The organism is Clostridium sp. L2-50 (assembly GCF_000154245.1).
In the GTDB taxonomy this organism is placed as follows: domain Bacteria; phylum Bacillota; class Clostridia; order Lachnospirales; family Lachnospiraceae; genus Coprococcus.
Genome location: NZ_DS480312.1, coordinates 157,659 through 179,365, shown reverse-complemented (window position 1 = coordinate 179,365; position 21,707 = coordinate 157,659). Strand labels below are relative to the sequence as shown.

Genomic DNA, 21,707 nt, shown 5'->3' with positions numbered 1-21,707 from the left:
ATAAATATAAAGAAAAGCAGCGGCGATCTGGCACAAACGTCACATCGCCGCCCTTTAGCATTTAGCATAGAAACCTTACATCAACTGTAAGTGGTTTATCTTCCTGCCATGCAGTAAAATATAATCAACAACTAATCAAAAAGCGAAAAGGCAAAAGGTGATAATATGAATTGCAAAGAAAAACTTTTGGAAGTCCGAGATATACACAAGGTATATACGAAAGAGGGTGTTCCTACAAAAGCTCTTAATGGCATTACCTTTGATGTTCTTGATGGCGAATTTTTGGGGATCATGGGCGCAAGCGGATCAGGAAAAACGACCCTGCTAAATTGCATTGCTACGGTTATTAAACCGACCTCCGGGCAAGTCCTGCTTTCCGGCGCAAATGTGAGTTCCTTTGATAGCGAAAAACTGGCTGAGTATCGGGGCAATAAAATAGGCTATCTGTTTCAGGATTTTGCTTTGCTTGACAACTTGACTGGCAGAGAAAATATCCTGCTGCCGCTTTCTATCCATAATGTAGATATATCTGCTGCGGAGAAGAAGTTGAATGACATTGCAGGACTTTTTGGAATCACGGATGTGCTCTCCAAATTTCCGGCGCAGATGTCAGGTGGTCAAAAACAGCGCGTCGCTGCCGCCCGCAGTTTGATTTCCGACCCCGATATTATTTTGGCAGATGAGCCAACTGGGGCATTGGATACAAAGGCAGCGCGGTTGCTTATGGAAAAACTGTGCGAGATCAATCACGGTCGCGGACGCACAATTTTGATGGTAACACACGACCCGAACGCTGCAAGTTTTTGTTCCAGAATCCTATTCATACAGGACGGTGTGATTTTCCATGAGCTGCGCCGGAAAATTCCGACTGAAACACGGGAGGAATTTTATGCGCGTATCTTACAGGTAATGGCACAGATGGGAGGAGGGAGTGCAAATGTTCTTTAACCTTGCGTGGCGAAACTCCAAACGAAACCGTAGTGAGAACCTGATTTATTTTCTTACTATGGTTACAGCTGTAGCCACATTTTATATCGTCCTCTCCCTTGGAAGTCAGGACGTGATGCGCTTCTTGGAGGAAATCGAAAGTGACGCTGTTAATCGACTTCTGACAATGCTAATGCCGACGGTTTATCTTTTTTCGCTGCTGTTTGTATTTTTCCTTGTCATTTTTGCGAACAAATATCAGCTTGAATGTAGGAGCCGGGAATTAGGGCTTTACCTGATGTTTGGAATGACAAAGCGACACTTGTTTATTCAAATCATGGCAGAGGGGCTAATCACATCACTGCTGGCTCTTTTGGGCGGACTGATCTGCGGCGGCTTTTTATCAGAGGTAATCAGCCTTGCTACGGCACGGCTTGTAGGTCGCGGCATAATTGCACATCAGTCAAGTTTTTCTGTGAGCGCTGTTCTCTTGACAACGCTTGGATTTCTAATGATTCAAGTTGTCGCGTTGTTCATCCTTTGTGGAAAACTATTCAACAAAGAAATCCACCAACTCCTTTATGGAGAAATGGCGAAGAAACAGCAAGTTGGAAAAATGAGTGGGAACTTATTTTCCCTCATTCTCGGAGCGGTAGTTTTGACGCTTGCATATTGGGTAATCCTAAAGTATTTCATGGTTGCTGGCGGTATGATGATAATTGTTGCCGTGATATTAGGTATTGTGGGAACAATGCTTTTTATCCGTGGGCTTGCAGGCTTGCTGAGCGCAGCGGCGGCTTCTGTGAAACGCAACACAACACACGGTCTATATATTTTCACTCTGCGGCAGTTACACGAAAATATAGTCCACAAGTATATTTCAATCGGTGTTGCATCTATTTTGATTATGCTCACTATCATGCTCATTGCGGACGGATCAACCCGCATTATGTCGTATGGGAACCAAATGACGCGGGGATCTTCTGTTTACGATTTTACCGTCACGGGCAATGAAGCGACTGTTGAAAAATACCTTTCGGGTAAGCAAATGCAGCCCTATGTGGCTGATTTGAGCCGCATGGAAACAGGAACAATGAAACGCCCAGCTTCCGTGAAAGCGAACTCTTTTATAGATTGGTCCGGGCTGCGTGAACAGGTTGTTTTGAATCTGCCGCCAGAAGTAGAGGATCCCGTCACACAAGGAGCTACAAGCTATGAGTTCAGTCCCAATCAACCAGCCGCGCTTAACCTTTTAGGGTGTATTGATACTACGGGAGCTTCGCCATTTTTAATTCCCGTATCTTCATATAACGAATTGCTGGAAGCAGCTGGAGAAAAAACTATCGTTCTTGGAATCGACGAAGCTGTATTCTATCTTAACCCGGATTTTCAGGGGAGTACAAAAGAAGAAACCACCACCATGTTGAACCAGATTGCGGAGGACGCACGGGCTAATGGTAAAGTCTTGATTTCTATTGACGGACTGCCAATTACGCTTATCCCGTTTGTGCCGATGAAAGGCTTGACTGCGGATGAAAACGTAAAAATCATAACCGCATTGATTGTTTCCGATGAAGTATATTCTGAATATGTAAATCCAGACACCGTTACCGTTTATCACAATTTCTGTATTCCGAGCGAAACTGTGGAAGCTGATGGCCTGATGGTGTCGATTATGGAAGCCCGTGACCTGTTAAAGCCCTCTGGCCTGTACTGCGAAAGCTATTTGGACAATTTCGGACGGCAACTATTTTATGTCATTTCCGGCAGCTACACGACCTTATACATGGGTTTTATGCTTCTAATTATCGCTTGCGCCCTACTTGCCCTGCAATTCCTAACCCAAATGCGAGAAACAAAGGCAAGGTATGCGACACTTTCTATTCTGGGCGCACGACGCGAACAAATGAAGCGTTCCATAAACCAACAGGTGCTATGGTATTTTCTGCTCCCGCTGTTTCCTGCGTGTATCAGCGGTACAGTCGGAATTTGCGCAATGCAGCATTACCTATACTCTAATATGGCAAAACTGCAACAGTCTTATCCTATGCTGCTCGTTATGGCGCTTGTCGTTGTTTGTATGCTTGCATTGTACGGTGTGGCTATTGCGCGGACAGCAAACCGTGAAATCAGCAAATTAAATTGGAAGCCAAATGCTTAATGGGCTTATTCGGGAAGGAGGTGTTCATATTGGCGCAAATTATTGTGGTTGAAGATGATGTATATATGCGGGAAGAATTGATTGATGTGTTGGAAAAAGCGGGATATGACGCTGTTCCTTTGCTTGACTTTGAAAATGCCGTATCACAGATAATGTCTCTTTCCCCGGACTTGATTTTGCTCGACATCAATCTTCCTTTTCACTCCGGCTTTGAAATCTGCAAAGAGGTAAAGGCCAAACAGCTTGGGACTGTGCTGATATTAACTGCAAGAGATAAATTACAGGACGAGCTTCACGCTTTGGGATTAGGGGCGGACGATTACCTAACAAAGCCATGCAACACGGAACGGCTTCTTGCCCGCATTAAAAACCTCTTGCGCCGCAAAGAAGAACAGATGCAGCAGGGATTGCTTAACGGGGGCGGCTTCCTGCTTGATCCAAACACTTTTACGCTCTATGCAGGAAAGAAATCTTATGTTCTTCCGCAGAATGAGGGGAAAATACTTCTCACCCTTTTGAAAAGCAGCCCGAACCTTGTATCAAAGAGCGACCTGTTTCATGTGCTTTGGGGAACAGCGGAGTTTATAGACGAAAATGCGCTGCAAGTCAATTTTACACGACTGCGGAAAACGCTGCGTGAAGTTGGACTTGATGATCGCATTGAAACGGTGCGCGGGCAAGGCTACCGTTTGAAAGAGCAGGTGGAAGTATGAAGAAATTTAATACTCTCTTGACCTATGTATCGTCCAATCGTATTTGGTTGATTACTCTTGGCTGCTTGGATTTGTTCTTTGCGTTTCTGGCATGGGTGGCTTATCCGGGGGATTTTTTGAGCCTTGTGGGGCTAATGATATTTGTATCACTTGCCGCGTTTGTCATCCCCTTTGTCATCTCAATTCATAAACGCAGTAAAATTGATGCCGCTTTTCGGCGCTTTCTGTTAGAGCCGGACGACACAAACGAATACCTGTTGTGTGAAAGTGCCCCCGCGTCAATGCGCCCATATATCCATGAATTAGCCCATCATCTGAGAATGCAAGAGGGGTATGTGAACGAACAGCAGTTAAAGGTTGCCAACTACGAAAGTTATATTGAAAATTGGGTGCATGAAATCAAGAAACCTCTGTCCCTTATGACGCTTCTTTTAGATAATCGAAAGGTTGAGATGTCACCGTTGGTGCATACTCGTATGCTATATGTACGCGACCATGTGCGGCAGAACGTAGAACAGATTTTGTACTTTTCACGTCTTGGGGCGGCTCACAAAGATTGCTATTTTGAACCAATTCTGATCTTAGAGACTTGTCGGGAAGCGGTTGAGGACAATTTATCCTTGCTTGAAGAAGCCCAATTTTCTGTCACATATTCCGGGAACGACTGTAACGTAATTTCTAACAAAAAAGGCTTTATGTTCATTTTGGGACAGATTATTAGCAACAGTGTAAAGTATGCTGTGAAGGACACCGCCCCCGCTATTCAATTTTCAGTAACGGATAATCCAGAAAGCGGGCAGATTACTCTATCCGTCAGCGATAACGGAACAGGTATACCCGCGTCTGATCTGCCGTTTGTTTTTGATAAGGGCTTCACTGGGGACGCAGGAAGCTTTTTAAGCCGCTCCACAGGTATGGGATTATATTTAGTGCAGAAAATGGCAAAAGATTTAGCGATAGATTTACAAATCACATCACAGTTGTCATGCGGAACAACCATTATTCTGATGTTCCCCAAGGTGCAATATCCAGTCAGGAGGTTTGATGATGCAACAGCAGATTCGTACGCAAACACCAAAGAAAAATAAGCCTGCGGCTTCTCTGATTATAAGTTGGCTGATTATCTTGGGCGTATATTTACTTTTGCGCCTTGTCTTTGTTATCTTCGGATTTCATTTGGCACCAGTTGTTTTAGGTGGATGTTTAGCTGTTCTACCTTACATTGCGGGAGCGTTTTATCTTTTTAAGACACCAGCGGCACATCGGGTGGGAGGTTGTGTGTTAGGAATTTTACTGCCGTCCATTGTAGAAAAACTCGTTCTTTATTTTTTGGGTGCGTCCCTTTACGGAATACCTCTGGCAGATGTCAGCGGAGTAATGAGCAGAATTGCAGCGAATGAGCCGTTCACACACATTTTTTCTAATCCGGCAGCACGCTATATTCTTAATCTATCATTTTTTGGATGGCAGTACATTGTCGGCAGTATTGTCGTATGTGCAATTCTGATTTTAGGCATGATGGGTATTCAAAAAAGAAAATCATGTTCTCGAACGTAAGGAAAACTGAGGGGATTTGTAAATGAGCAGAAAAATAGTGATGACACTCGTGTGCATCCTTGTATTGGGTCTATCTGGGTGTGGAGATACACTCACTCTTAATCAATACAATACGAGTGAAATTTGGTATATAGCATATACAGACATTGATACAGTTTGTGAGAGCAATGAATTAACCGCAGATGGCTCCAGCATTTTACATTCTGAGGAAGATTATCTTCTGCTTTCATATGTAGTTGACAGCAATATTGAAATTACAAAAGAGCTAAAGGATGGGGGGGTGGGACCATTTGATCCTGACAAACCCTCAATGGATAGATCGCTTTGGTGATCCCAGCAAGTTAAAACCTGTGGAATATGGCAGTTTGGCAAATAGCATGCAGGAATTTTTAGATGTTCAAATGCCTATATTGACTGCTGATGGAAATGTATTGCCTGATGGAGTGGGACTATATCAATATGATGGAGAGACATTATTGGCATTTCCGGTGCATGTGGCGTTGGGCGCAGCAGAGCCGATAGAAGCAAAAAATCCATTGATTATCCTTGTGGATAAACCGGCACAAAGTCTTAAAGCGAGTAGCTGTATGTTGCCGCTGACTTCAAGCGGAAATGTCCTGTTTGCAGAAGGAGAGAAACTTCAAGAGTCATTTGACGAGAGCAAACTAATTGACTATGGATCGATTGAAGAGTTTCAGATGAATCATTAAAGTGAATCTGAAATGTGGAAAACAGTAGCTTAGTATAACAGAAATAGCTGCCGCACGACGGCAAAAGAAAAAAAGCCGTCGTACAGCAGCTAGAATCCGTGCTTATACTTCAAAAGAAACTCGGTATGGTGCGTTCCGTGGATGTTGCCCGGTACATGGAAGTTTCAAAACCCAGCGTATGTTACGCAGTAGGAACTTTACGAGAGGGCGGTTTTTTGACAACAGACGAAAACCATTATATACACCTGACCGACCTTGGCCGGGATGTGGCCGAAAAAATTTACGAACGCCATTGCTTTTTTACTTATCAACTTATAGCCGTTGGAGTTAATCCACAAACTGCAGAAGTGGATGCTTGTCGCATGGAACATGCAGTCAGTGATGAAAGTTTTCAAAAACTGAAAGAGCATGCGATGAGAGGGATTGCTGCACAAAAAATTGACAATACATTTGATAATTTTCCTGTGAAGAAATAGAAAATGTTGCTTTGCTAAAATAGATTAAATATGAAAGACACAAAATACAAGATATTAGCATATTTTGACAATCAATCATATCGAAAACTATTCAATGAGGTAAACTCAGATTATGCAGAAAATCTACAAATTTTACTGCATAATTTGAGTTTATTTTCTTATGATGTGCTTATAATAGGAGTGATCCTTTATAAAGAGAACATAAGTAATATTATATCTGCTATTAGAAAAATAACGCAGATACCAATTATTATTTTGACGGATGCTTCCTCTTTATTGTGTATGTCATGGAAAAAAGAATTAATATACGCTGGTGCAGATTGTGTAATGGATATAAATAGCACTATAGAAGAAGTAGATCTGCAGATTTTTTCATTGGCACGACGAAATAATAAACAAAAAATAACTCAAAAGCAATCCGAAACGATGATTGATAAGGGAAAACTTGTAATGGATCATAAGAAACATAAAGTATTTTGGAATAATGTAGCGTTACATTTAACACGACAAGAATATAATTTTTTATACTTATTAGCGGTGACACCGATGAGAGTATACACATTTGAACAGATTTACCAGCTCGTATGGAAAGATTATTCTGTTGGTGATATTAAAAATATCATCTGGTGTCTGGTAAAGCGATTGAGAAAAAAGTTGAATGTCGTTGAAGACGGTGCCGGGAATTGCATTGTCAGTGTCAGGGATATAGGTTACAAATTTGAATTGAATAATGAAAACGAACAGCAGTAAGGCGAATAATCCGTAAAAAGATTGTTCGTCTTATTTTATTTGTGCTGGAAAGAAGGTGATAAAAATTGACCGTCAATTGACAGGTTTCTGACCGTTAACTGACAGGTGCATCCGATACACTGTGCCTTTGTAAAGATATGATTACAAAGGAGATCCGTGTTTGCAGGGAAACAGCAGAGATGCCGGACATTCCTGTGGACAGGAAGAACGAGCCAGATCACCGCCACACTCCGATTTGATTTCACAAAAATTCAGATCGGAGGAAAAGATAAGTGGCTTATAACAAAGCAAAAGAAGAATATAGATGGAACCAGTGGAAAGCAGAGGAAGAGAAGATCCTGCGTGAACAGGGCGTGGATGAAGAGACGATCCAGAAGCTTCGGGAGTATGACTGGGACGATTTCAATGCAGAGCGGAGATTCCGGGAACACCAGACCTCGCTTCTGGACTGTATGGAACTGCTCCTGGAAGAAAAAGAAACCAAAGAGTCCCAGCCGGAGAGCGTAGAAGCCCTGCTGGATACCGTGGAGAACGAAGAACTGCTTCAGATCCTGTTATCAACTGATAAGAAAACTCTTCAGATGATTGTCCTGAAGATGATGGGATATGCACCAAAAGAGATCAGTCATCACATGGAACTGCCGGAGCAGACTGTTTATACAAGACTGCGGAGGTTACGGGAGAAAATCAAAAAGTCCATGAAATTTGAATAAAACAAAAGGCTCTCATCGGCTGATTATCAGAACGAATAGACAGGAGGATTGATACGATGGATGAGAAAGAAGTGTCCGAAATGCAGGAAGAAATGATGATGGTACTGGTAGTCGAGCCGATGAAAGCACCCTATGTCAAAAGCATCCCCAATGAGCTGGAAGATCTGCAGCAGGCAGTAGGCGGTGACATTGAGATGACTTATCCGTTTGAGGATGAGGTTGGAATTCTTTTAAACGGCAATGGAAAATTTGAGGGGTTGCCGTTAAATCGGGCATTGTACGATGACCGAGGACAGGTCTATGATGCCATTGCCGGAACATTCCTTGTGGTAGGACTGACAGAAGATGATTTTACTTCGCTGACACCGGAGCAGATTGAAAAGTTTAAAGAAAAATATCAGTCACCGGAAGTTTTCACCCTGTTTAACGGGGAACTTCATGTGATGAAGATGCCACCGCAGGAACAAAAAGAGCAGAAGGAAAGTCGGAAGAAGGATGCACAGCAGAAGAATCCGGCAAAAGGAAAAAAGAAAAACAGATCCGGGGAAGCACGATAAAAAATTTTTCTGTGAAGTGAATAAAAAAATACACTGCCATCGGCTAGTAAGCAGAGGGACATCCCTCGGCTGTTCTTTGGCAAGTGAATATCGGCACTACAGGTACGTTCCCAACCGTAGAAGCGTGACAGTATGAGCGCCATGATTAAGTATAGGGTAAAGATTCTTAGACTTGGAGCGAGAAAGCATAGCTGTGAATAAGGCGGTGGCAGCCTTTCGCCAGGATCACGGACGGGGGATAATGATACACGTTACCAGCCAGAGAGCGGAAGATGGACTCCGGGTTGTAATCAGAAAGACCCCTAGGACATCTGTGAGCGGCGGCAGGCCAGCCGCCCGCCTGTAGTGTCCCCTTTCCCAGAAGAAATACAGGGATAGTTCCGGGGGTGCGAGGTCAAATGCGGAACAGCAAGATAAAAAAGAAATCAATGAAGAAGTGTGTCGTTGATATCAGATACCATGCGGCTGTGGGAGACTACAGCCGTATTCTTGTGGTATTAACGTCACATCAAGGGGAGAGAACAGATGGAAGAAACAAAAAGAAGTGGAATGAGCAAGGATCAATTCTGGAATCTGATTGAAAAAGCAAAGGAAGTGTGCGGCACCGATCTGGATGCTTCGGCAGTGTGGATCAAGCAGCAGCTCTTCTATATGACACCGGAGGATGTCCTCCAATTCCACAATCTTGTTTACAGTTACCGGGATGTGGCTTATAAGTACGGCTTATGGACAGCGGCAGGTATTATGATGGAAGCAGGGTGCAGTGATGACAGTTTTTCCGATTTTCGGATGTGGCTGATCGCCCAGGGAAAAGAAGTTTATCTGAATGCCTTAAAAGATCCGGATTCCCTTTCCGGCGTGACTCCGTATGGGTACTGTAGTTTTGAAGCGTTGGGATACATCTCATCGCAGGTCTACAGTGCCATGAAAGGGAAAAATATCTATCAGGACAGTACGGCAAGAATGCAGATGGAATGTTATGAGCAGGTGATCCGGGATGTTGTGTACCATCCCATGATCGAGTATCCGCTGGAATTACCGGAAGCAATGGTGGTATATCCGAAACTCTGTGAATGCCATTTGTCCGAGCAGGTAAGGAAAGCTCCTCAGAAAGTAAGGACATGGAATGTTTCCCGGACGGATATCCGAAGGATGATGGCAAGAGGGAATGCTGCCATAAAGAAAATGCAGGAACAGGGACAGAATACACCGGAAGCGACCAGACCCGTCCGTAAGGGTACGGTAAGATAAGCTTTCTGGCAAGGAGAAGTAATGTGTTATAAAAATGAATATCAGAAAAGGGCACATGGCGAAGTGGAACAGATCTTTCGGGAGCTTCTCCCGAAAGCCGGGCTTCATGTAAGGGAAGAACAGATCCGTCTCTGCCATGAAATGCTGGATGCCCTTATGAAAAATGAAATCACGCTCTGTGATGCAGGAGTCGGCATCGGAAAGACCTATGCCTATCTGACAGCCTGCATCCTGATGCGGAAATATAGTGTACTGCATTCCGGTTATTCGGGATGTGACAGGCGGTCTGTAGTGGTATCCACTTCCAGTATCGCCTTACAGAAAGCCATCATAGAGGAATATGTTCCTTTCTTATCGGACGTACTGTTAAAAGCAGATCTGCTTCAGGGAGAGTTAAAAGCGGTCGTCCGCAAGGGAAAGGAACATTTTGTATGCGATTACAGGCTGGCCCAGAGATTAGAGGCAGTCCGGGACAAGAATAAAAATCAGGCACAGATGGAGGCATTGAAGTCCCTCCGGCATAACTTTGATTTAGATTCCGTACATAACCTGAGCGGTTTTGACCGCAGGCTGGTGTGCGTACCGAAATTCTGCCCCAGGGAATGTCCGGGGAAAGCAGGATGCCGTTATCAGAAGCATCTGGATATTTCCAGGAAAGAGGATATTTTTTTACAGATTTGCAATCACAATTATCTTCTGGCAGATGCCATGCACCGGGCAAATGGGTACCGTCCGCTTCTGGCAGATTACAGGGCTCTGGTCGTGGATGAGGCCCATAAACTCCCGGAAGCCGCCAGCCAGATGTATGGAAGAAGCATTGGAAGGGAAGATGTGCAGGAGATTGCTTACTTTTTAGTCAGAGAGCATAAAGGCACGGATGGAAAACGGCTGCTGGAAGGGGTTTCCGCTCTTCAGATGGAGATTCGAAAGCACCGGAAAGATGGCATCGAGGACATGGCTGGAAAAGAAAGTTTTTATTTTCCGCCGGGAGCTGGCACAGCCTTAGCCCAGATGCAGGAAAGACTTCAGCTTATGATCAAAAGGCTCGCCGGGAATATTCCTTACTGGACTTTCCGGCGGCTGGAAGAGATGGAAGAGCTGTTCGGCTGGTTTTTAAAGAACGACAAACGGTATATTTTGTTTTTACAGCAGGACAGCCGGGGACATTTAACCTTTATGGCAGTCAACCGGGAGATCCCGAAGTATCTGGACGCCACCTTATGGAGCCGGGGATTTCCGGCAATCTTAACCAGCGGCACCTTAAAAGCCGGGAACGGTTTTGCAAGGACCAGACAGATGACCGGGCTGGAAAAAGAAACAGGTGTCCGGGAGTGTGTGGCAGAATCCCCATTCTGCTACCAGGAGAACTGTCTGCTTTACATCCCGGAGCATTTAAAACCAAGAAAAAAGGGGAGCCGGGAAGAGGCCGAGCAGCTTGCCGGGCAGATCCGTGATCTGGTGTGTTCCACTTACGGGCATACGCTGGTACTGTTCACATCTTATACCCTGATGGGAAATGTGCAGCAGCTTTTGCGGGATCAGATCCCGTTTCCGATGGTGCAGGTATGGAGAAACTCCCAGGAAGAGATCGCCCGGTTTAAGAAGATGGAGAATGCCGTGTTGTTCGCAGCCGGCTCCTGCTGGGAGGGTGTGGACTTTCCGGGTGACATGGTATCGTCCCTGATTATCGTAAAACTACCGTTTTCTGTTCCGGACCCTATCCATGAAGCCCAGAGGGAGCAGTACCGATCGCTAAAATCCTACATCCAGACCATCGTGGTGCCAGATATGCAGAAGAAGTTGCGTCAGGGATTTGGCCGGGCAATTCGCACGGAGCAGGACACCTGCGTTGTGTCTATTTTAGATCACCGTGCCACGAAAAAAGGCAGGTATCGGAGTGATGTTCTGGAAGCACTGCCAAAGTGCCAGATGGCAGAACGGATCGAAGAAGTAGAAGATTTTATCCGAAGCCGGAAAGTGGAGCGTTACTACAGCTGAGAGCATCCGTGGCGTTGTTGGTTCTGCCCAGATCCGGGTAGCAGACAGGACAAAAAGTTTAGTGGTATTTCAGGGGCGGTTTGGAGCGAATTGGTAGTATTGGTGATAGCTTTATCGGCATGAGTTGGGTATACTGTGTATAGCGTTAGAGGAAAGGAAGTGAGCAGAAATGAGAAGATATGAGCTGGAAACAGAAAGAGAAGGCTCCACCGTTTATTTCTTTATCAGAGATGTGGAAACACTGGATATCGTCCTGCTTCCAACCAAATATCTGATGCACAAGATACGGAGGAAATGTTCACCGAATACGGTGCGGCGCTCCGCACTTGCAATCCTGTACTATCTGGAATACATCCATGAAAAGAAAAAGGAATTGACAGACGTATATCAAATGCCTTATGTTGAACAGACAAATCACTTTGTGGAATTTTTATACTGGCTGAAAGCCGGGAAGCATACCAGAGATAAAAATCACAGATCTCCAAACAATGGAACCTGCAACGCATACTTAAGAGATGTGTTCAGGTTCTATCTTTTTATAGAAGAAGAGTACCAGCAGTTCGGGGAGCTGAAAGTCCTGTCCTATAATTATTTTGTAGCCGTGGATGCAGTAGGCGTAAAGAAAAGCATACGATCAAAGAGTTTCAAAGGCTATTTAAAAGAGGAAGAGCATAAGGCGAGAGCAGCAAAGAAAGATGAAATTGTGGAAATCTTGAAAGCGTGTACCAATATAAGAGATCGGCTTCTCATGCTGCTTCTGGCAGAGACAGGCTACCGAATCGGTGAGATCTTAGGAATTGATTACAGTAAGGACATTGATTATCAGAACCACATAATCCGGGTATATTTCCGTGAGGACAATGAAAATGGAGCGAGAGCAAAGAATGCAGAATACCGAAGTGCGAAGATCAGCAAAGATACCTTCGGCTTTTTAAATCTGTATATCGCAGAGTACCGAAAACTACTTCAGCACCAGACAAGCCTGTTTGTGAATATTTCCGGGGATAATATCGGAAAACCAATGAACGTGGAAGCAGTATACTCTATGCTAAAAAGAATGGATAAGAAAACAGGGATTAAGATCACGCCTCATATGCTCCGGCATTACTTTGGAAATGAGCGGAGAAAAGCAGGATGGTCGCTGGAACTGATACAGCTGGCCTATGGACACCGCCACATCCAGACAACCATCAATTATCTGGACATTGTGGATGATGAACTGCTGGATGCCAGCCAGGAATTCTACGAGAAACACTCCTCCCTGTATGGGATTGAGGAATTGCTATAGGAGGTGGTTTTTATGCCTGCGTTTTTACAGTCTTTTATAGAGGCAGAACAAGAACGGAGCAGGCGGATTGAGCAGCTACGAAAAGAAATCCGGGAGTTTGCAAAAGAGGAAGCAGGAAGTTCCATTACAGAACAGATTCTGCTGTTTCTGGCAGATGAGATGGTAGAACATCTTTCGGAAATAGATTATGAACTGCGAATGAAATTTGAATTATATATAACACCGCTGATAAAGCGAAATTACATTTACCGATATACCGGAACGTTCGACCGGATACGGCAGGCGTACATCCGGGAACGGATGAAAACTCCGGCTGGACAGAGGGAATGTGAATGGAAATATAAAAATGAAATACTTTTTGTTCCATACCACTCAGATCCTGTAATCGTAAAGAGTGTGGAAACGGTACGGTGTCGGAGTAACATGGTCTGGAATTTTAAAGCGGCAGCCAGTGAGAAACTGAAACGTCAGATTTTTACCGTGCTGGAATATATTCTGGAGAATTATGAAATTTCCAGACTGAGGGAATATAAACTGACCGGGTTACAGCTTTTTTACGAATTTTGCATCCGGGAGCAGATTACAGATATCCAGCTTCTGGAGCTGGAACAGGAAACAGCATTTCAGGACTACCTGAAGCAGAAAGTCGAGAAAGAGCAACGGCGAAAACGACTGAAGAGCATTGTGGAAACTGCCCGTAAAGTGATTTTTATAGAAACTGATGAAACAAGATGGGATGCTACCATCTGGTATTTAGAGCGGTTTCGTATTGCCAAAGAAAGAATAAACCAGAGTGACAGTATAGAAAAAATATCATTTCAGGAAGTTCTACAGCCCAAGAATCGATTGCTGCTTCAGGAATATATGAAGTACGAAATTGGAATCGGAGAACTGGCGCTCAGTACGGTGTACGAAAGATTCCGAACCATTCGAAATTTTTTGCAGGAGATCAGCGAACTGGAAGTTACCAAGTGTGATGCCAGCCTGATTGATGTATATTTAAAGAATTTGCAGAATGGTGCTATGGGAGCAAAGACATTTAATACCAATGTTTCGGGAATACAGTTTTTTATGAAATTTCTGGAAGTAAAGGGGTATATAAAAAAGGTTCCGTTTTATGCATCGTATTACTTGGAAAAACAGATCCCAGTCCACCATGACAGAAGTGTGGAAGAGGATGTGTATATGGAAATTATCCAAAACCTCTCACAGTTTCCTGAACACCTGAGAATGATGTTTTTACATCTCTGGTGTGTGGGACTCCGGATCAGTGAGGTCTGCACCTTAAAAGGGGATGCGTATTATATCCAGAATGGTGACTGCTGGATGAAGGTCTACCAGGTGAAAATGAAAAATTATAAAAGGGTTCCCATTCCGGTAACATTGTATCGTCTGATGCAGGTTTATCTGAAAAAACACCCTACCGAAAAAGAAGCATACATTTTTCGGAATCGGAAAGGTGGAGCATTTTCCAAAAGCACCTTCATGGGGCAGATGAAAAAATACTGCTCCCAGATAGGCATACAGAATGGAGAATATATTTTTAAGTCTCATGATTACCGACATACCGTAGCAACCAATTTTTATGAGCATGGCGTATCAATCCAAAGCATCCGGGACTATCTGGGACATATGTTTGAGGAAATGACCATGCAGTATATAGATTATATGCCAAGAAAAATTGCTAAAGAAAATGACGCATACTTTGAGGAAGAGGAAAACAGCCTGCTTGCCTGTATGCAGAAAGGAGAGAAGCATGGATAATAAACTGAAATTCCAACAACTGGAATGTTATAAGCTGGCTACCGATGAGCAAAAGGAAAAGCTGAATAAGGAACAATATTTTGATCTGGATAAACTGCCGGGAAACCAGCTTCAGACAGAATTTGTCGAATACATTTACTACCGTGGAACGCAGGTATCCATCCTGACCATAAAAAGGGAAAGGCATTATTTTAACAGCTTATGTGAATTTTTTCAGAAGTCATCCCATCAGGAAAACAGCCTGCTTGACAGAGAAAAAGACTTCTGGATAAAGCAGTTGAAAATGTGGATGATACAAAACGGTAGGGCTTTGACGAAGCATAAAGTGACGAACATTCAGACTGAATCGGTGGAAAAAGCTGCCCTGATCCGGTATTTTGAAAGCCTTCTGGAATTTACACTGGACCGATCAGAAACCAATGAGCTGGCAAAGGATATCTGGCATCTGGAAAGGCTTCCGCTTATCCTGCGGACAAATCCGATTGTCAACCATAAGACACTAAATTTCAGAGGAATCCGGCAACCAGATATTCGGGAAGAAGTAAAAAAAGCAATTTACCATCATCTGAAAACCGAAGCCCTTGGCAGTATAAAACGTGAACTGTCCGCCATGAATAAATTTTCAAAGTATTTGGATGAAAAGCATTCCAAGATCAGCACCTGCGAAGAGATTGACCGGGAGATCATAGAACAATTTTTAATCAACATCAAGGTAGAATCAAACGGAGGGAATGGCATCCGGGATGACCTGCTAAAGCTTCGAAATGTGCTGGAAACAATCGGAAAAATTTATGATTTTCCACATCTTACAAAACTGTTTTTAAAATCTGATTTTCCGCCAGAACGGAAAGCAGAATTCAAATCTTATTCGGACAGTGAGCTGAAAAGACTGAATGCCCAGATTGTAAAAATGGAAGAGCAGATAGCAAGGGCAATGATCATCCACCAGATGCTTGGAACCAGAATTTCCGACACGCTGACCTTGCGGAAAGACTGCCTTTATAAACATGACCGTCAGGATATGATTATCATATACCAGCCGAAAACAAGAAGATATGAAAAACCGATCAGCCGGGAGCTGGCACAGCTGATTGGAAAGGCAGTCAGTTATGCAAATGAGCATTATCCTGAAAGCATTTATATCTTTGCGGACGAGAACAAACCGGAGAGACCAATCAGTTACCAAACCTTGCAGGATAAAGTGCTTCGAATGATCTATGAAAAAGATATCCGAGATGACAGCGGGAAATTATTCGGATTTGGAACGCATATGTTCCGGCACTGTTATGGGGTAAAGCTGACAGAACTCCATGTGGATGATTGGACCATAGCAAAGCTCCTGGGTCATAAAGGAGTGAAAAGCGTCCAGTACTACCGGAAAATGAGCAATCAGCGACTGGCAGATGAGACAAGGGAAGTAAGAAATCTTATGTCACAGATTATCTTAGCAAATCTGGACGGATGGGGAGAAGAATATGAGCAAATACGACAAGATTCTGGAATTGAATAAAAGAAAGAGCGAAGAAAAAGTGGAACGGGCAGTCCTGACAATACGGACAATGGTGTTGGAGAGAGAAAAGGTGTCCGTACCAGCACTGATGCAAAAGACTGGTTTATCTAGAGGATTCTTTTACAAGAATCCGATTGTAAGAGGTGAGATTGATGCAGCAATGGAACAGCAGGCTGGTATGGTGGATCCAAGGAGAAACATTATCAGTCAGGCGATGGAAGCGGAAATGAATCTGCTCCGGCAACAGCTACAGAAACTGAAAAGCGAAAATGAGAATCTAATAAAGGAAAACCAGAAGTTAAAAAAAGCACTATCCAAGAAAGAGTTGAATCTTATCAAACAGATTTAAGCTATATCATAATGCAAAGTAGGTCTGCCAGAATACAGCAGATCTGTTTTGCATTGTGATATAGAAACAGATTATGCTTAAAAGGCATTAAGCAACCCATAATAATGGGTATTGGACATAGAAAGCAATATGGGAGTATGATGATACCGATAAGAAATAGAGTGTACCTGAAATGCAAACTGTCACAGAAAAATTATGAACTTTATGTAAAAAGTTGCAAAATCTATTGACCTAGAGCTTACTTCAGGTTGTACCATAAAATAAAAAGAGCAAGGAGGAATTTTTTATGGATATCGAACAGATGAAAAAAGACTTAGGTGGAGGTAACGTATTTCCAATCGGTGAAGAAAACGTAGCATTCGCAAAGTATTTTACAGGTGAATGCTATTTGAATATGCTTACAACAGAGAGAGTACCAGTTGGTCTGGTTACTTTCGCTCCGGGAACAATCAATGCATACCACATCCATCATAAAGGTGGACAGATCCTTCTGGTTACTGGTGGAAGAGGATGGTACCAGGAAGAAGGAAAACCAGCTCGTGAATTGAAAGCTGGAGATGTAGTAAATATTTCACCAGAAGTAAAACACTGGCACGGGGCAGCGAAAGACAGCTGGTTCCAGCATCTGGCTGTTGAAGTTCCAGCAGAGGGAGCTTCCAACGAATGGCTGGAGTTTTTACCGGAAGAAGAGTATAACAAATTACCATAAATAAGAAAGATGGAGGTTTGATATCATGGCAAAGATCACACAGATAGCAGGAAGAAATGCTCTGGGAACATTTGCACCAGATTTTGCACATTTTAACGATGACATTCTTTTCGGAGAGAACTGGAATAACGAAGATATTGATTTAAAAACAAGAAGTATCATCACAGTTGTAGCACTGATGGCACAGGGAATCACAGATTCCTCTTTGAAATTCCATTTACAGAATGCAAAGGATCATGGGGTAACACAGAAAGAGATCGCAGCAATCATCACTCACGTAGCATTCTATGCAGGCTGGCCAAAAGGCTGGGCAGTCTTTAATCTTGCAAAAGAGGTTTGGAATGAGGACGAAGCAGAGAAATAACCTGGCAGAAACTGCTCGTCATGAAAGGGTCGCACAAAACACAGACGTGTATGCCGTTAAAGCCCGTAACTATAAGGGATTGCGGAGGGGTAGTCCAGTTTTATGCCGTAACAATTGGCATATCCATCACGCAACAAAGGGCGGTGGACAGCTTCTGATCTGCACAGCCGGAGAGGGCTGGTATCAGGAAGAAGGAAAAGAGGCAGTCAGTCTTGCACCGGGAACTGTAATTACGATTCCGGCAGAGGTAAAGCACTGGCATGGTGCAAAGAAGGATAGCTGGTTTTCCCATATCGCAGTAGAAGTACCGGGGGAGAATTGCAGTAATGAATGGTGCGAACCGATTACAGATGAAGAATATAATAAGTTAGCATAGGAAAGGTGGATCTATCATGGCAGTAAAGCAGACAGCAGGAAGAACACAGCTTGGAGAATTTGCTCCAAAGTTTGCAGAATTAAATGATGATGTATTATTTGGTGAGGTATGGAGCAGAGAAGATAAACTGTCCCTCAGAGACAGATCTCTTGTAACCGTAGTTGCATTGATGGCGCAGGGACTTACAGACGAATCTTTTCGTTATCACCTGATGAGTGCAAAGGCAAATGGAATCACGCAGGAAGAAATTGCTGAGATCGTTACACATGCAGCATTTTACTGTGGATGGCCAAAGGCATGGGCAGTATTCCGTATGGCAAAAGAAGTCTGGGCAGAAGATAAGTAGGAGACGGCATGGAAAAGTTAGTATTAATACATGTAGATGACATCGAATATCACAAGATACAGAATATTGCGAGCCGGATGAAGATCACTGTAGACCGGATACCGGAAGAAATAGTGACAGCGAATTATAAGTTGGGCGAGCTTGTAAATGGAGTCTATAAAAACACCGCAGATACGATAGATGGAACTGGTCGGGAACAGGAAAATGTGACAGGACATTCTTCAGAGACAGGGGCGGTGAACGCACAGGCAAAGAGCCGTGCAGACAGCTTAATTCTGGTATGCAATCTGAAAGAAAAACGGCTGGATAAGATGTTGTTTGAGCTTCGTCATGCTGAGGTGAAGGTTATGTATAAAGCCATTCTGACACCAAGCAATCAGAACTGGACAGTTCCGATGCTGATGCAGGAGCTTTGCAGAGAAAGATTTGCAATGATGAGAAAGTAAAAAAGAATCGTACAGGGATGAATTTGATTCTCCTGTACGATTATTTTTTATAATACGATTTTAATGTTTGCAGATAAAGTTTCATGCGTCGTTTATGCTTTTGGCTGCTGCTGGGTGATACAGTGGATGTTACCGCCGCCGTAAGCAATTTCTTCGGTACGGACACCGACAACCTTACGTTCCGGGAACATGGACTGCACCTGACGGATTGCAAGAGCGTCATTTTCGTCACCGTACTGTGGCAGGATGATGCCGCCATTTACGATCAGGAAATTCAGATAAGAGGCGATCGCAAGGTCACCGGTTTTTCTTGGAGCGCTTCCGGGAACTGCATCGACTGTTTCCATGCCCTTCAGATAAACCGGAGCTTGGGTTGTACAGAGCTTATGGACGATCAGCTTCCTGCCTTTGGCATCTACAGCATTTGACAGGGTGTGGTAAGCGGCCTGTGCTTCTTTATAGAATGGGTCAGTCGGATCATCCGTATAGATGCAGGCAACTTCACCGGGACGGACGAAGCAGGCGACATCATCGATATGTCCATTTGTCTCGTCGGGATCGATGCCGTCCTTGATCCAGATGATCGTATCGACATTCAGATAATCTTTTAATTTCTGCTCGATCTGAGCTTTTGTGAGATGAGGATTTCTTCCCTTTGACAGCAGGCACATCTCGGTGGTGATCAGTGTACCTTCTCCATCGACATGAAAAGAGCCGCCCTCTAATACGAAATCATCGGTTCGGTAAGAATCAATCTGTTCCAGTTCGCAGATCTTGGATGCGATCTGATCATCCTTATCCCATGGAAAATACAATCCGTCGACCAGTCCGCCCCAGGCATTGAAGGACCAGTCACAGGCGCGGATTTCGCCTTTATCATTTATCAGAAAAGATGGTCCCATATCTCTGCACCATGCATCGTTGCTGCTCATTTCAATGATCCGTACGCCGGCAGGCAGCATGGCTTTTGCATGTTCATATTGTGCGGCAGATACGCACATTGTAACAGGTTCGAATTCTGAGATTGCAGCAGCTACATTTGCAAATGTTTTTTGTGCCGGTTTCGCACCGGCTCTCCAGTTGTCGGTTCGTTCCGGCCAGATCATAAAGATCTGCTTTTGTTCTTCAAATTCTCCCGGCATACGGAAACCGTCAGCCTTTGGGGTCGAGTTTGTAATAAGTTTCGCCATTCCTGTATCCTCCTTGTATCGTAAATAAAATATCCATAGCGTGTTTGAAAAATCATCTCTTGCAGGCAGGAGATTTTTCAGTCTTATATTTGATAAAACAAAAAACGGAGCAACTCATTTTCTGAATTGCTCCGTTGCATGTGTCTGTATTTATTTCTTATTACGATAGCACAGAGATTATTGAAAATCAATATGGAATTGGATCTTACAGATCATTTACCCGTCCCATGAACAGGATCATTCCGGTATCCTGATCTTCAATGACATAGACAAATGGCTGGTCAACGATGAAGTTATAGGTTTCTTCCGGTGGCATCATAGCAGTTTCCTTTATTATGATATCCGTCTCCGCGGCAGCCTTTGTTCCGTTTTCATCAACGATCACTTTTGCTTTGTGAGAAACGGAAGATACCGCGATGCCATCTGCGATCTTTGAGAAATCAGCAAAAGCATATGCAGACCGGATTCCAAGTCTGTTCAGGATATCATCCAGACCGTTGATACTCTGTTCATCTGTGAATTTTGGAAGTTGAATGGTCTCTATCTCAGGAGAATCAGCATTATCCAGAGAGTCGATAAGTGCCTGTTTCTCATCACTGCTTAAAGCATCGAACAGGTTGGTGATCGTATCGCCTTCTTTAGATGGAAGGAATACTTTCATTACAACAGAATCACCATCGTAAGGAAGTACGATTCCTTTTATCGATCCGTTATCCGCATAAGAGAATCGTTCATCGTACAGATGCATCATTGGTACGGTAGAATCTCCGCTGGTTCCGTGGAAAGTATCATCGTATGTGTTATCCTCTGTAAATGGTGTCTGCCATTTTCCTTCAAAGTAAACTGCATTAATGAGCATCATAACAGTATTTGTCGGAAGTTCATTCATGATGGATGGGATCATCTGATTTGTATGTTCATTTACCCAGTTGTTTACATCCTTCACAACCTGATCGGCATGATCCGTAAAATCGGCTTCATATATCTCACCATGGTAATAGGTCTTGGCCGGAAGCAGAAAATCATCTGAGATATTAGACGCCCAGTCTTTTCCGGTGGTCATCCAGATGGAATTTGCAGTATTTACATATGTCTGCTTGGACCAGTCTTTGTTCAGATAGCTTTGCATTTCTGTATTCCAGGTTGAAAGATCTTTGATGCCAAGTGTTGATTCCAGTTCCGTTTTCGTTTCGCCCCCGGCACCCTGATCGAGCATGGACAGTGCGCTGGAAATACTGTAAGGGGAATAAAAACAGTTGCTGTCTTTTGGAAGTGCATCATACAGGTCAAATGCAAAATTGTTGACACCGTTTTTAAGTTCCTCATAGGAATCGACGGGCGCCGGTTTTGCTCCGACTGCGATGTCACTTCCGAGTTCCTTTGATGCTAAAAGTTTTTGTTTGGTGACGCTGCCGCCATTATTATCTGCGTTTCCGCATCCTGCAAGACTTGTGCACAGACATGCACCAAGTAATAAGCTGATTATCTGTTTATTCATAAAAAATCCTCCATTTCTTTCGTGGTTAGATATGAATAATACTAACATATATCA

21 protein-coding genes and 2 pseudogenes are annotated in these 21,707 nt (G+C 43.6%); 21 read left to right on the top strand and 2 right to left on the bottom strand.

Annotated features, from left to right (window positions below; all coding sequences use genetic code 11):
* The first annotated feature begins 165 nt into the window (after positions 1-165).
* The 21 genes and pseudogenes from CLOL250_RS00980 to CLOL250_RS00880 all read left to right on the top strand — a co-directional run bounded on the left by CLOL250_RS00980 (position 166) and on the right by CLOL250_RS00880 (position 18,965).
* Entirely contained in the window at positions 166-948 is a 783-nt protein-coding gene (locus tag CLOL250_RS00980) for an ABC transporter ATP-binding protein (protein WP_008400030.1), read from the top strand.
* A complete protein-coding gene (locus CLOL250_RS00975; protein WP_008400029.1) occupies positions 938-3,088 on the top strand; it encodes an ABC transporter permease in 2,151 nt (716 codons plus the stop codon). Before CLOL250_RS00980 ends, CLOL250_RS00975 begins: the two co-directional genes overlap by 11 nt.
* A 29-nt stretch (positions 3,089-3,117) precedes the next feature.
* Positions 3,118-3,801, top strand: coding sequence for a response regulator transcription factor (locus CLOL250_RS00970; RefSeq protein WP_025577041.1), 684 nt, complete (start codon positions 3,118-3,120; stop codon positions 3,799-3,801).
* On the top strand, positions 3,798-4,889 hold the full coding sequence (locus CLOL250_RS00965; RefSeq protein WP_008400027.1) for a sensor histidine kinase: 1,092 nt from the start codon (positions 3,798-3,800) through the stop codon (positions 4,887-4,889). The genes CLOL250_RS00970 and CLOL250_RS00965 overlap by 4 nt, the downstream gene beginning before the upstream one ends.
* On the top strand, positions 4,849-5,358 hold the full coding sequence (locus tag CLOL250_RS00960; RefSeq protein ID WP_015533392.1) for a hypothetical protein: 510 nt from the start codon (positions 4,849-4,851) through the stop codon (positions 5,356-5,358). Before CLOL250_RS00965 ends, CLOL250_RS00960 begins: the two co-directional genes overlap by 41 nt.
* A gap of 22 nt (positions 5,359-5,380) precedes the next feature.
* A complete protein-coding gene (locus CLOL250_RS14020) occupies positions 5,381-5,689 on the top strand; it encodes a DUF6619 domain-containing protein (RefSeq protein WP_008400025.1) in 309 nt (102 codons plus the stop codon).
* Positions 5,649-6,068: a DUF6619 domain-containing protein gene (locus CLOL250_RS14015; RefSeq protein ID WP_243871917.1), complete on the top strand. Its 420-nt coding sequence runs from the start codon at positions 5,649-5,651 to the stop codon at positions 6,066-6,068. The genes CLOL250_RS14020 and CLOL250_RS14015 overlap by 41 nt, the downstream gene beginning before the upstream one ends.
* Positions 6,069-6,115: 47 nt before the next feature.
* Complete coding sequence (locus tag CLOL250_RS00950; protein WP_044944563.1) at positions 6,116-6,544, top strand: metal-dependent transcriptional regulator; 429 nt, start codon at positions 6,116-6,118, stop codon at positions 6,542-6,544.
* A 30-nt stretch (positions 6,545-6,574) separates the two neighbouring features.
* Complete coding sequence (locus CLOL250_RS00945; protein ID WP_008400022.1) at positions 6,575-7,294, top strand: winged helix-turn-helix transcriptional regulator; 720 nt, start codon at positions 6,575-6,577, stop codon at positions 7,292-7,294.
* A 272-nt stretch (positions 7,295-7,566) separates the two neighbouring features.
* Positions 7,567-8,007, top strand: a complete 441-nt coding sequence (locus CLOL250_RS00940) for an ECF-type sigma factor (protein WP_008400020.1) — start codon at positions 7,567-7,569, stop codon at positions 8,005-8,007.
* A 56-nt stretch (positions 8,008-8,063) separates the two neighbouring features.
* On the top strand, positions 8,064-8,564 hold the full coding sequence (locus tag CLOL250_RS00935; protein ID WP_008400019.1) for a DUF3846 domain-containing protein: 501 nt from the start codon (positions 8,064-8,066) through the stop codon (positions 8,562-8,564).
* Between the two features lie 525 nt (positions 8,565-9,089).
* Positions 9,090-9,815 (top strand): DUF4240 domain-containing protein, encoded by a 726-nt coding sequence (locus CLOL250_RS00930; protein WP_008400018.1) that lies wholly within the window; start codon positions 9,090-9,092, stop codon positions 9,813-9,815.
* 21 nt (positions 9,816-9,836) lie between these two features.
* The gene (locus tag CLOL250_RS00925; RefSeq protein WP_008400017.1) at positions 9,837-11,813 is read left to right on the top strand and encodes an ATP-dependent DNA helicase; all 1,977 of its coding nucleotides are present in this window, start codon (positions 9,837-9,839) and stop codon (positions 11,811-11,813) included.
* A 169-nt stretch (positions 11,814-11,982) separates the two neighbouring features.
* On the top strand, positions 11,983-13,101 hold the full coding sequence (locus tag CLOL250_RS00920) for a tyrosine-type recombinase/integrase (RefSeq protein WP_008400015.1): 1,119 nt from the start codon (positions 11,983-11,985) through the stop codon (positions 13,099-13,101).
* Between the two features lie 12 nt (positions 13,102-13,113).
* Positions 13,114-14,865 (top strand): tyrosine-type recombinase/integrase, encoded by a 1,752-nt coding sequence (locus tag CLOL250_RS00915; RefSeq protein ID WP_008400013.1) that lies wholly within the window; start codon positions 13,114-13,116, stop codon positions 14,863-14,865.
* Entirely contained in the window at positions 14,858-16,375 is a 1,518-nt protein-coding gene (locus CLOL250_RS00910; RefSeq protein WP_008400012.1) for a tyrosine-type recombinase/integrase, read from the top strand. Before CLOL250_RS00915 ends, CLOL250_RS00910 begins: the two co-directional genes overlap by 8 nt.
* The gene (locus CLOL250_RS00905) at positions 16,341-16,724 is read left to right on the top strand and encodes a DUF6262 family protein (RefSeq protein WP_008400010.1); all 384 of its coding nucleotides are present in this window, start codon (positions 16,341-16,343) and stop codon (positions 16,722-16,724) included. Before CLOL250_RS00910 ends, CLOL250_RS00905 begins: the two co-directional genes overlap by 35 nt.
* 286 nt (positions 16,725-17,010) lie before the next feature.
* Positions 17,011-17,433 carry a cupin domain-containing protein gene (locus tag CLOL250_RS00900; protein WP_008400007.1) on the top strand — a complete coding sequence of 141 codons (423 nt, stop codon included), beginning with the start codon at positions 17,011-17,013 and terminating at the stop codon, positions 17,431-17,433.
* A gap of 25 nt (positions 17,434-17,458) precedes the next feature.
* Positions 17,459-18,173 (top strand): annotated as a pseudogene (locus CLOL250_RS14350) (carboxymuconolactone decarboxylase family protein).
* A 16-nt stretch (positions 18,174-18,189) separates the two neighbouring features.
* A pseudogene (locus CLOL250_RS00885) lies at positions 18,190-18,504 on the top strand (carboxymuconolactone decarboxylase family protein); the annotation flags it as partial.
* A gap of 23 nt (positions 18,505-18,527) precedes the next feature.
* Entirely contained in the window at positions 18,528-18,965 is a 438-nt protein-coding gene (locus CLOL250_RS00880) for a DUF3783 domain-containing protein (protein ID WP_008400001.1), read from the top strand.
* A gap of 92 nt (positions 18,966-19,057) precedes the next feature.
* Here CLOL250_RS00880 and aguA read toward each other — a convergent pair whose 3' ends face one another.
* Positions 19,058-20,155, bottom strand: coding sequence for an agmatine deiminase (gene aguA, locus CLOL250_RS00875; protein WP_008399991.1), 1,098 nt, complete (start codon positions 20,153-20,155; stop codon positions 19,058-19,060).
* Positions 20,156-20,360: 205 nt separating this feature from the next.
* Positions 20,361-21,653, bottom strand: a complete 1,293-nt coding sequence (locus tag CLOL250_RS00870; RefSeq protein ID WP_044944559.1) for a serpin family protein — start codon at positions 21,651-21,653, stop codon at positions 20,361-20,363.
* Positions 21,654-21,707: the final 54 nt, after the last annotated feature.

Excerpts from the sequence above, each read along its gene's own strand:
- CLOL250_RS00935 (WP_008400019.1), top strand. The coding sequence starts at position 8,064 with ATGGATGAGAAAGAAGTGTCCGAAATGCAGGAAGAAATGATGATGGTA.
- CLOL250_RS00905 (WP_008400010.1), top strand. The coding sequence starts at position 16,341 with ATGAGCAAATACGACAAGATTCTGGAATTGAATAAAAGAAAGAGCGAA.
- CLOL250_RS00930 (WP_008400018.1), top strand. The coding sequence starts at position 9,090 with ATGGAAGAAACAAAAAGAAGTGGAATGAGCAAGGATCAATTCTGGAAT.
- CLOL250_RS00920 (WP_008400015.1), top strand. The coding sequence starts at position 11,983 with ATGAGAAGATATGAGCTGGAAACAGAAAGAGAAGGCTCCACCGTTTAT.
- CLOL250_RS00980 (WP_008400030.1), top strand. The coding sequence starts at position 166 with ATGAATTGCAAAGAAAAACTTTTGGAAGTCCGAGATATACACAAGGTA.
- aguA (WP_008399991.1), bottom strand. The coding sequence starts at position 20,155 with ATGGCGAAACTTATTACAAACTCGACCCCAAAGGCTGACGGTTTCCGT.
- CLOL250_RS00910 (WP_008400012.1), top strand. The coding sequence starts at position 14,858 with ATGGATAATAAACTGAAATTCCAACAACTGGAATGTTATAAGCTGGCT.
- CLOL250_RS00880 (WP_008400001.1), top strand. The coding sequence starts at position 18,528 with ATGGAAAAGTTAGTATTAATACATGTAGATGACATCGAATATCACAAG.
- CLOL250_RS14020 (WP_008400025.1), top strand. The coding sequence starts at position 5,381 with ATGAGCAGAAAAATAGTGATGACACTCGTGTGCATCCTTGTATTGGGT.
- CLOL250_RS00965 (WP_008400027.1), top strand. The coding sequence starts at position 3,798 with ATGAAGAAATTTAATACTCTCTTGACCTATGTATCGTCCAATCGTATT.
- CLOL250_RS00975 (WP_008400029.1), top strand. The coding sequence starts at position 938 with ATGTTCTTTAACCTTGCGTGGCGAAACTCCAAACGAAACCGTAGTGAG.
- CLOL250_RS00960 (WP_015533392.1), top strand. The coding sequence starts at position 4,849 with ATGCAACAGCAGATTCGTACGCAAACACCAAAGAAAAATAAGCCTGCG.
- CLOL250_RS00925 (WP_008400017.1), top strand. The coding sequence starts at position 9,837 with ATGTGTTATAAAAATGAATATCAGAAAAGGGCACATGGCGAAGTGGAA.
- CLOL250_RS00900 (WP_008400007.1), top strand. The coding sequence starts at position 17,011 with ATGGATATCGAACAGATGAAAAAAGACTTAGGTGGAGGTAACGTATTT.
- CLOL250_RS00870 (WP_044944559.1), bottom strand. The coding sequence starts at position 21,653 with ATGAATAAACAGATAATCAGCTTATTACTTGGTGCATGTCTGTGCACA.
- CLOL250_RS00945 (WP_008400022.1), top strand. The coding sequence starts at position 6,575 with ATGAAAGACACAAAATACAAGATATTAGCATATTTTGACAATCAATCA.
- CLOL250_RS00915 (WP_008400013.1), top strand. The coding sequence starts at position 13,114 with ATGCCTGCGTTTTTACAGTCTTTTATAGAGGCAGAACAAGAACGGAGC.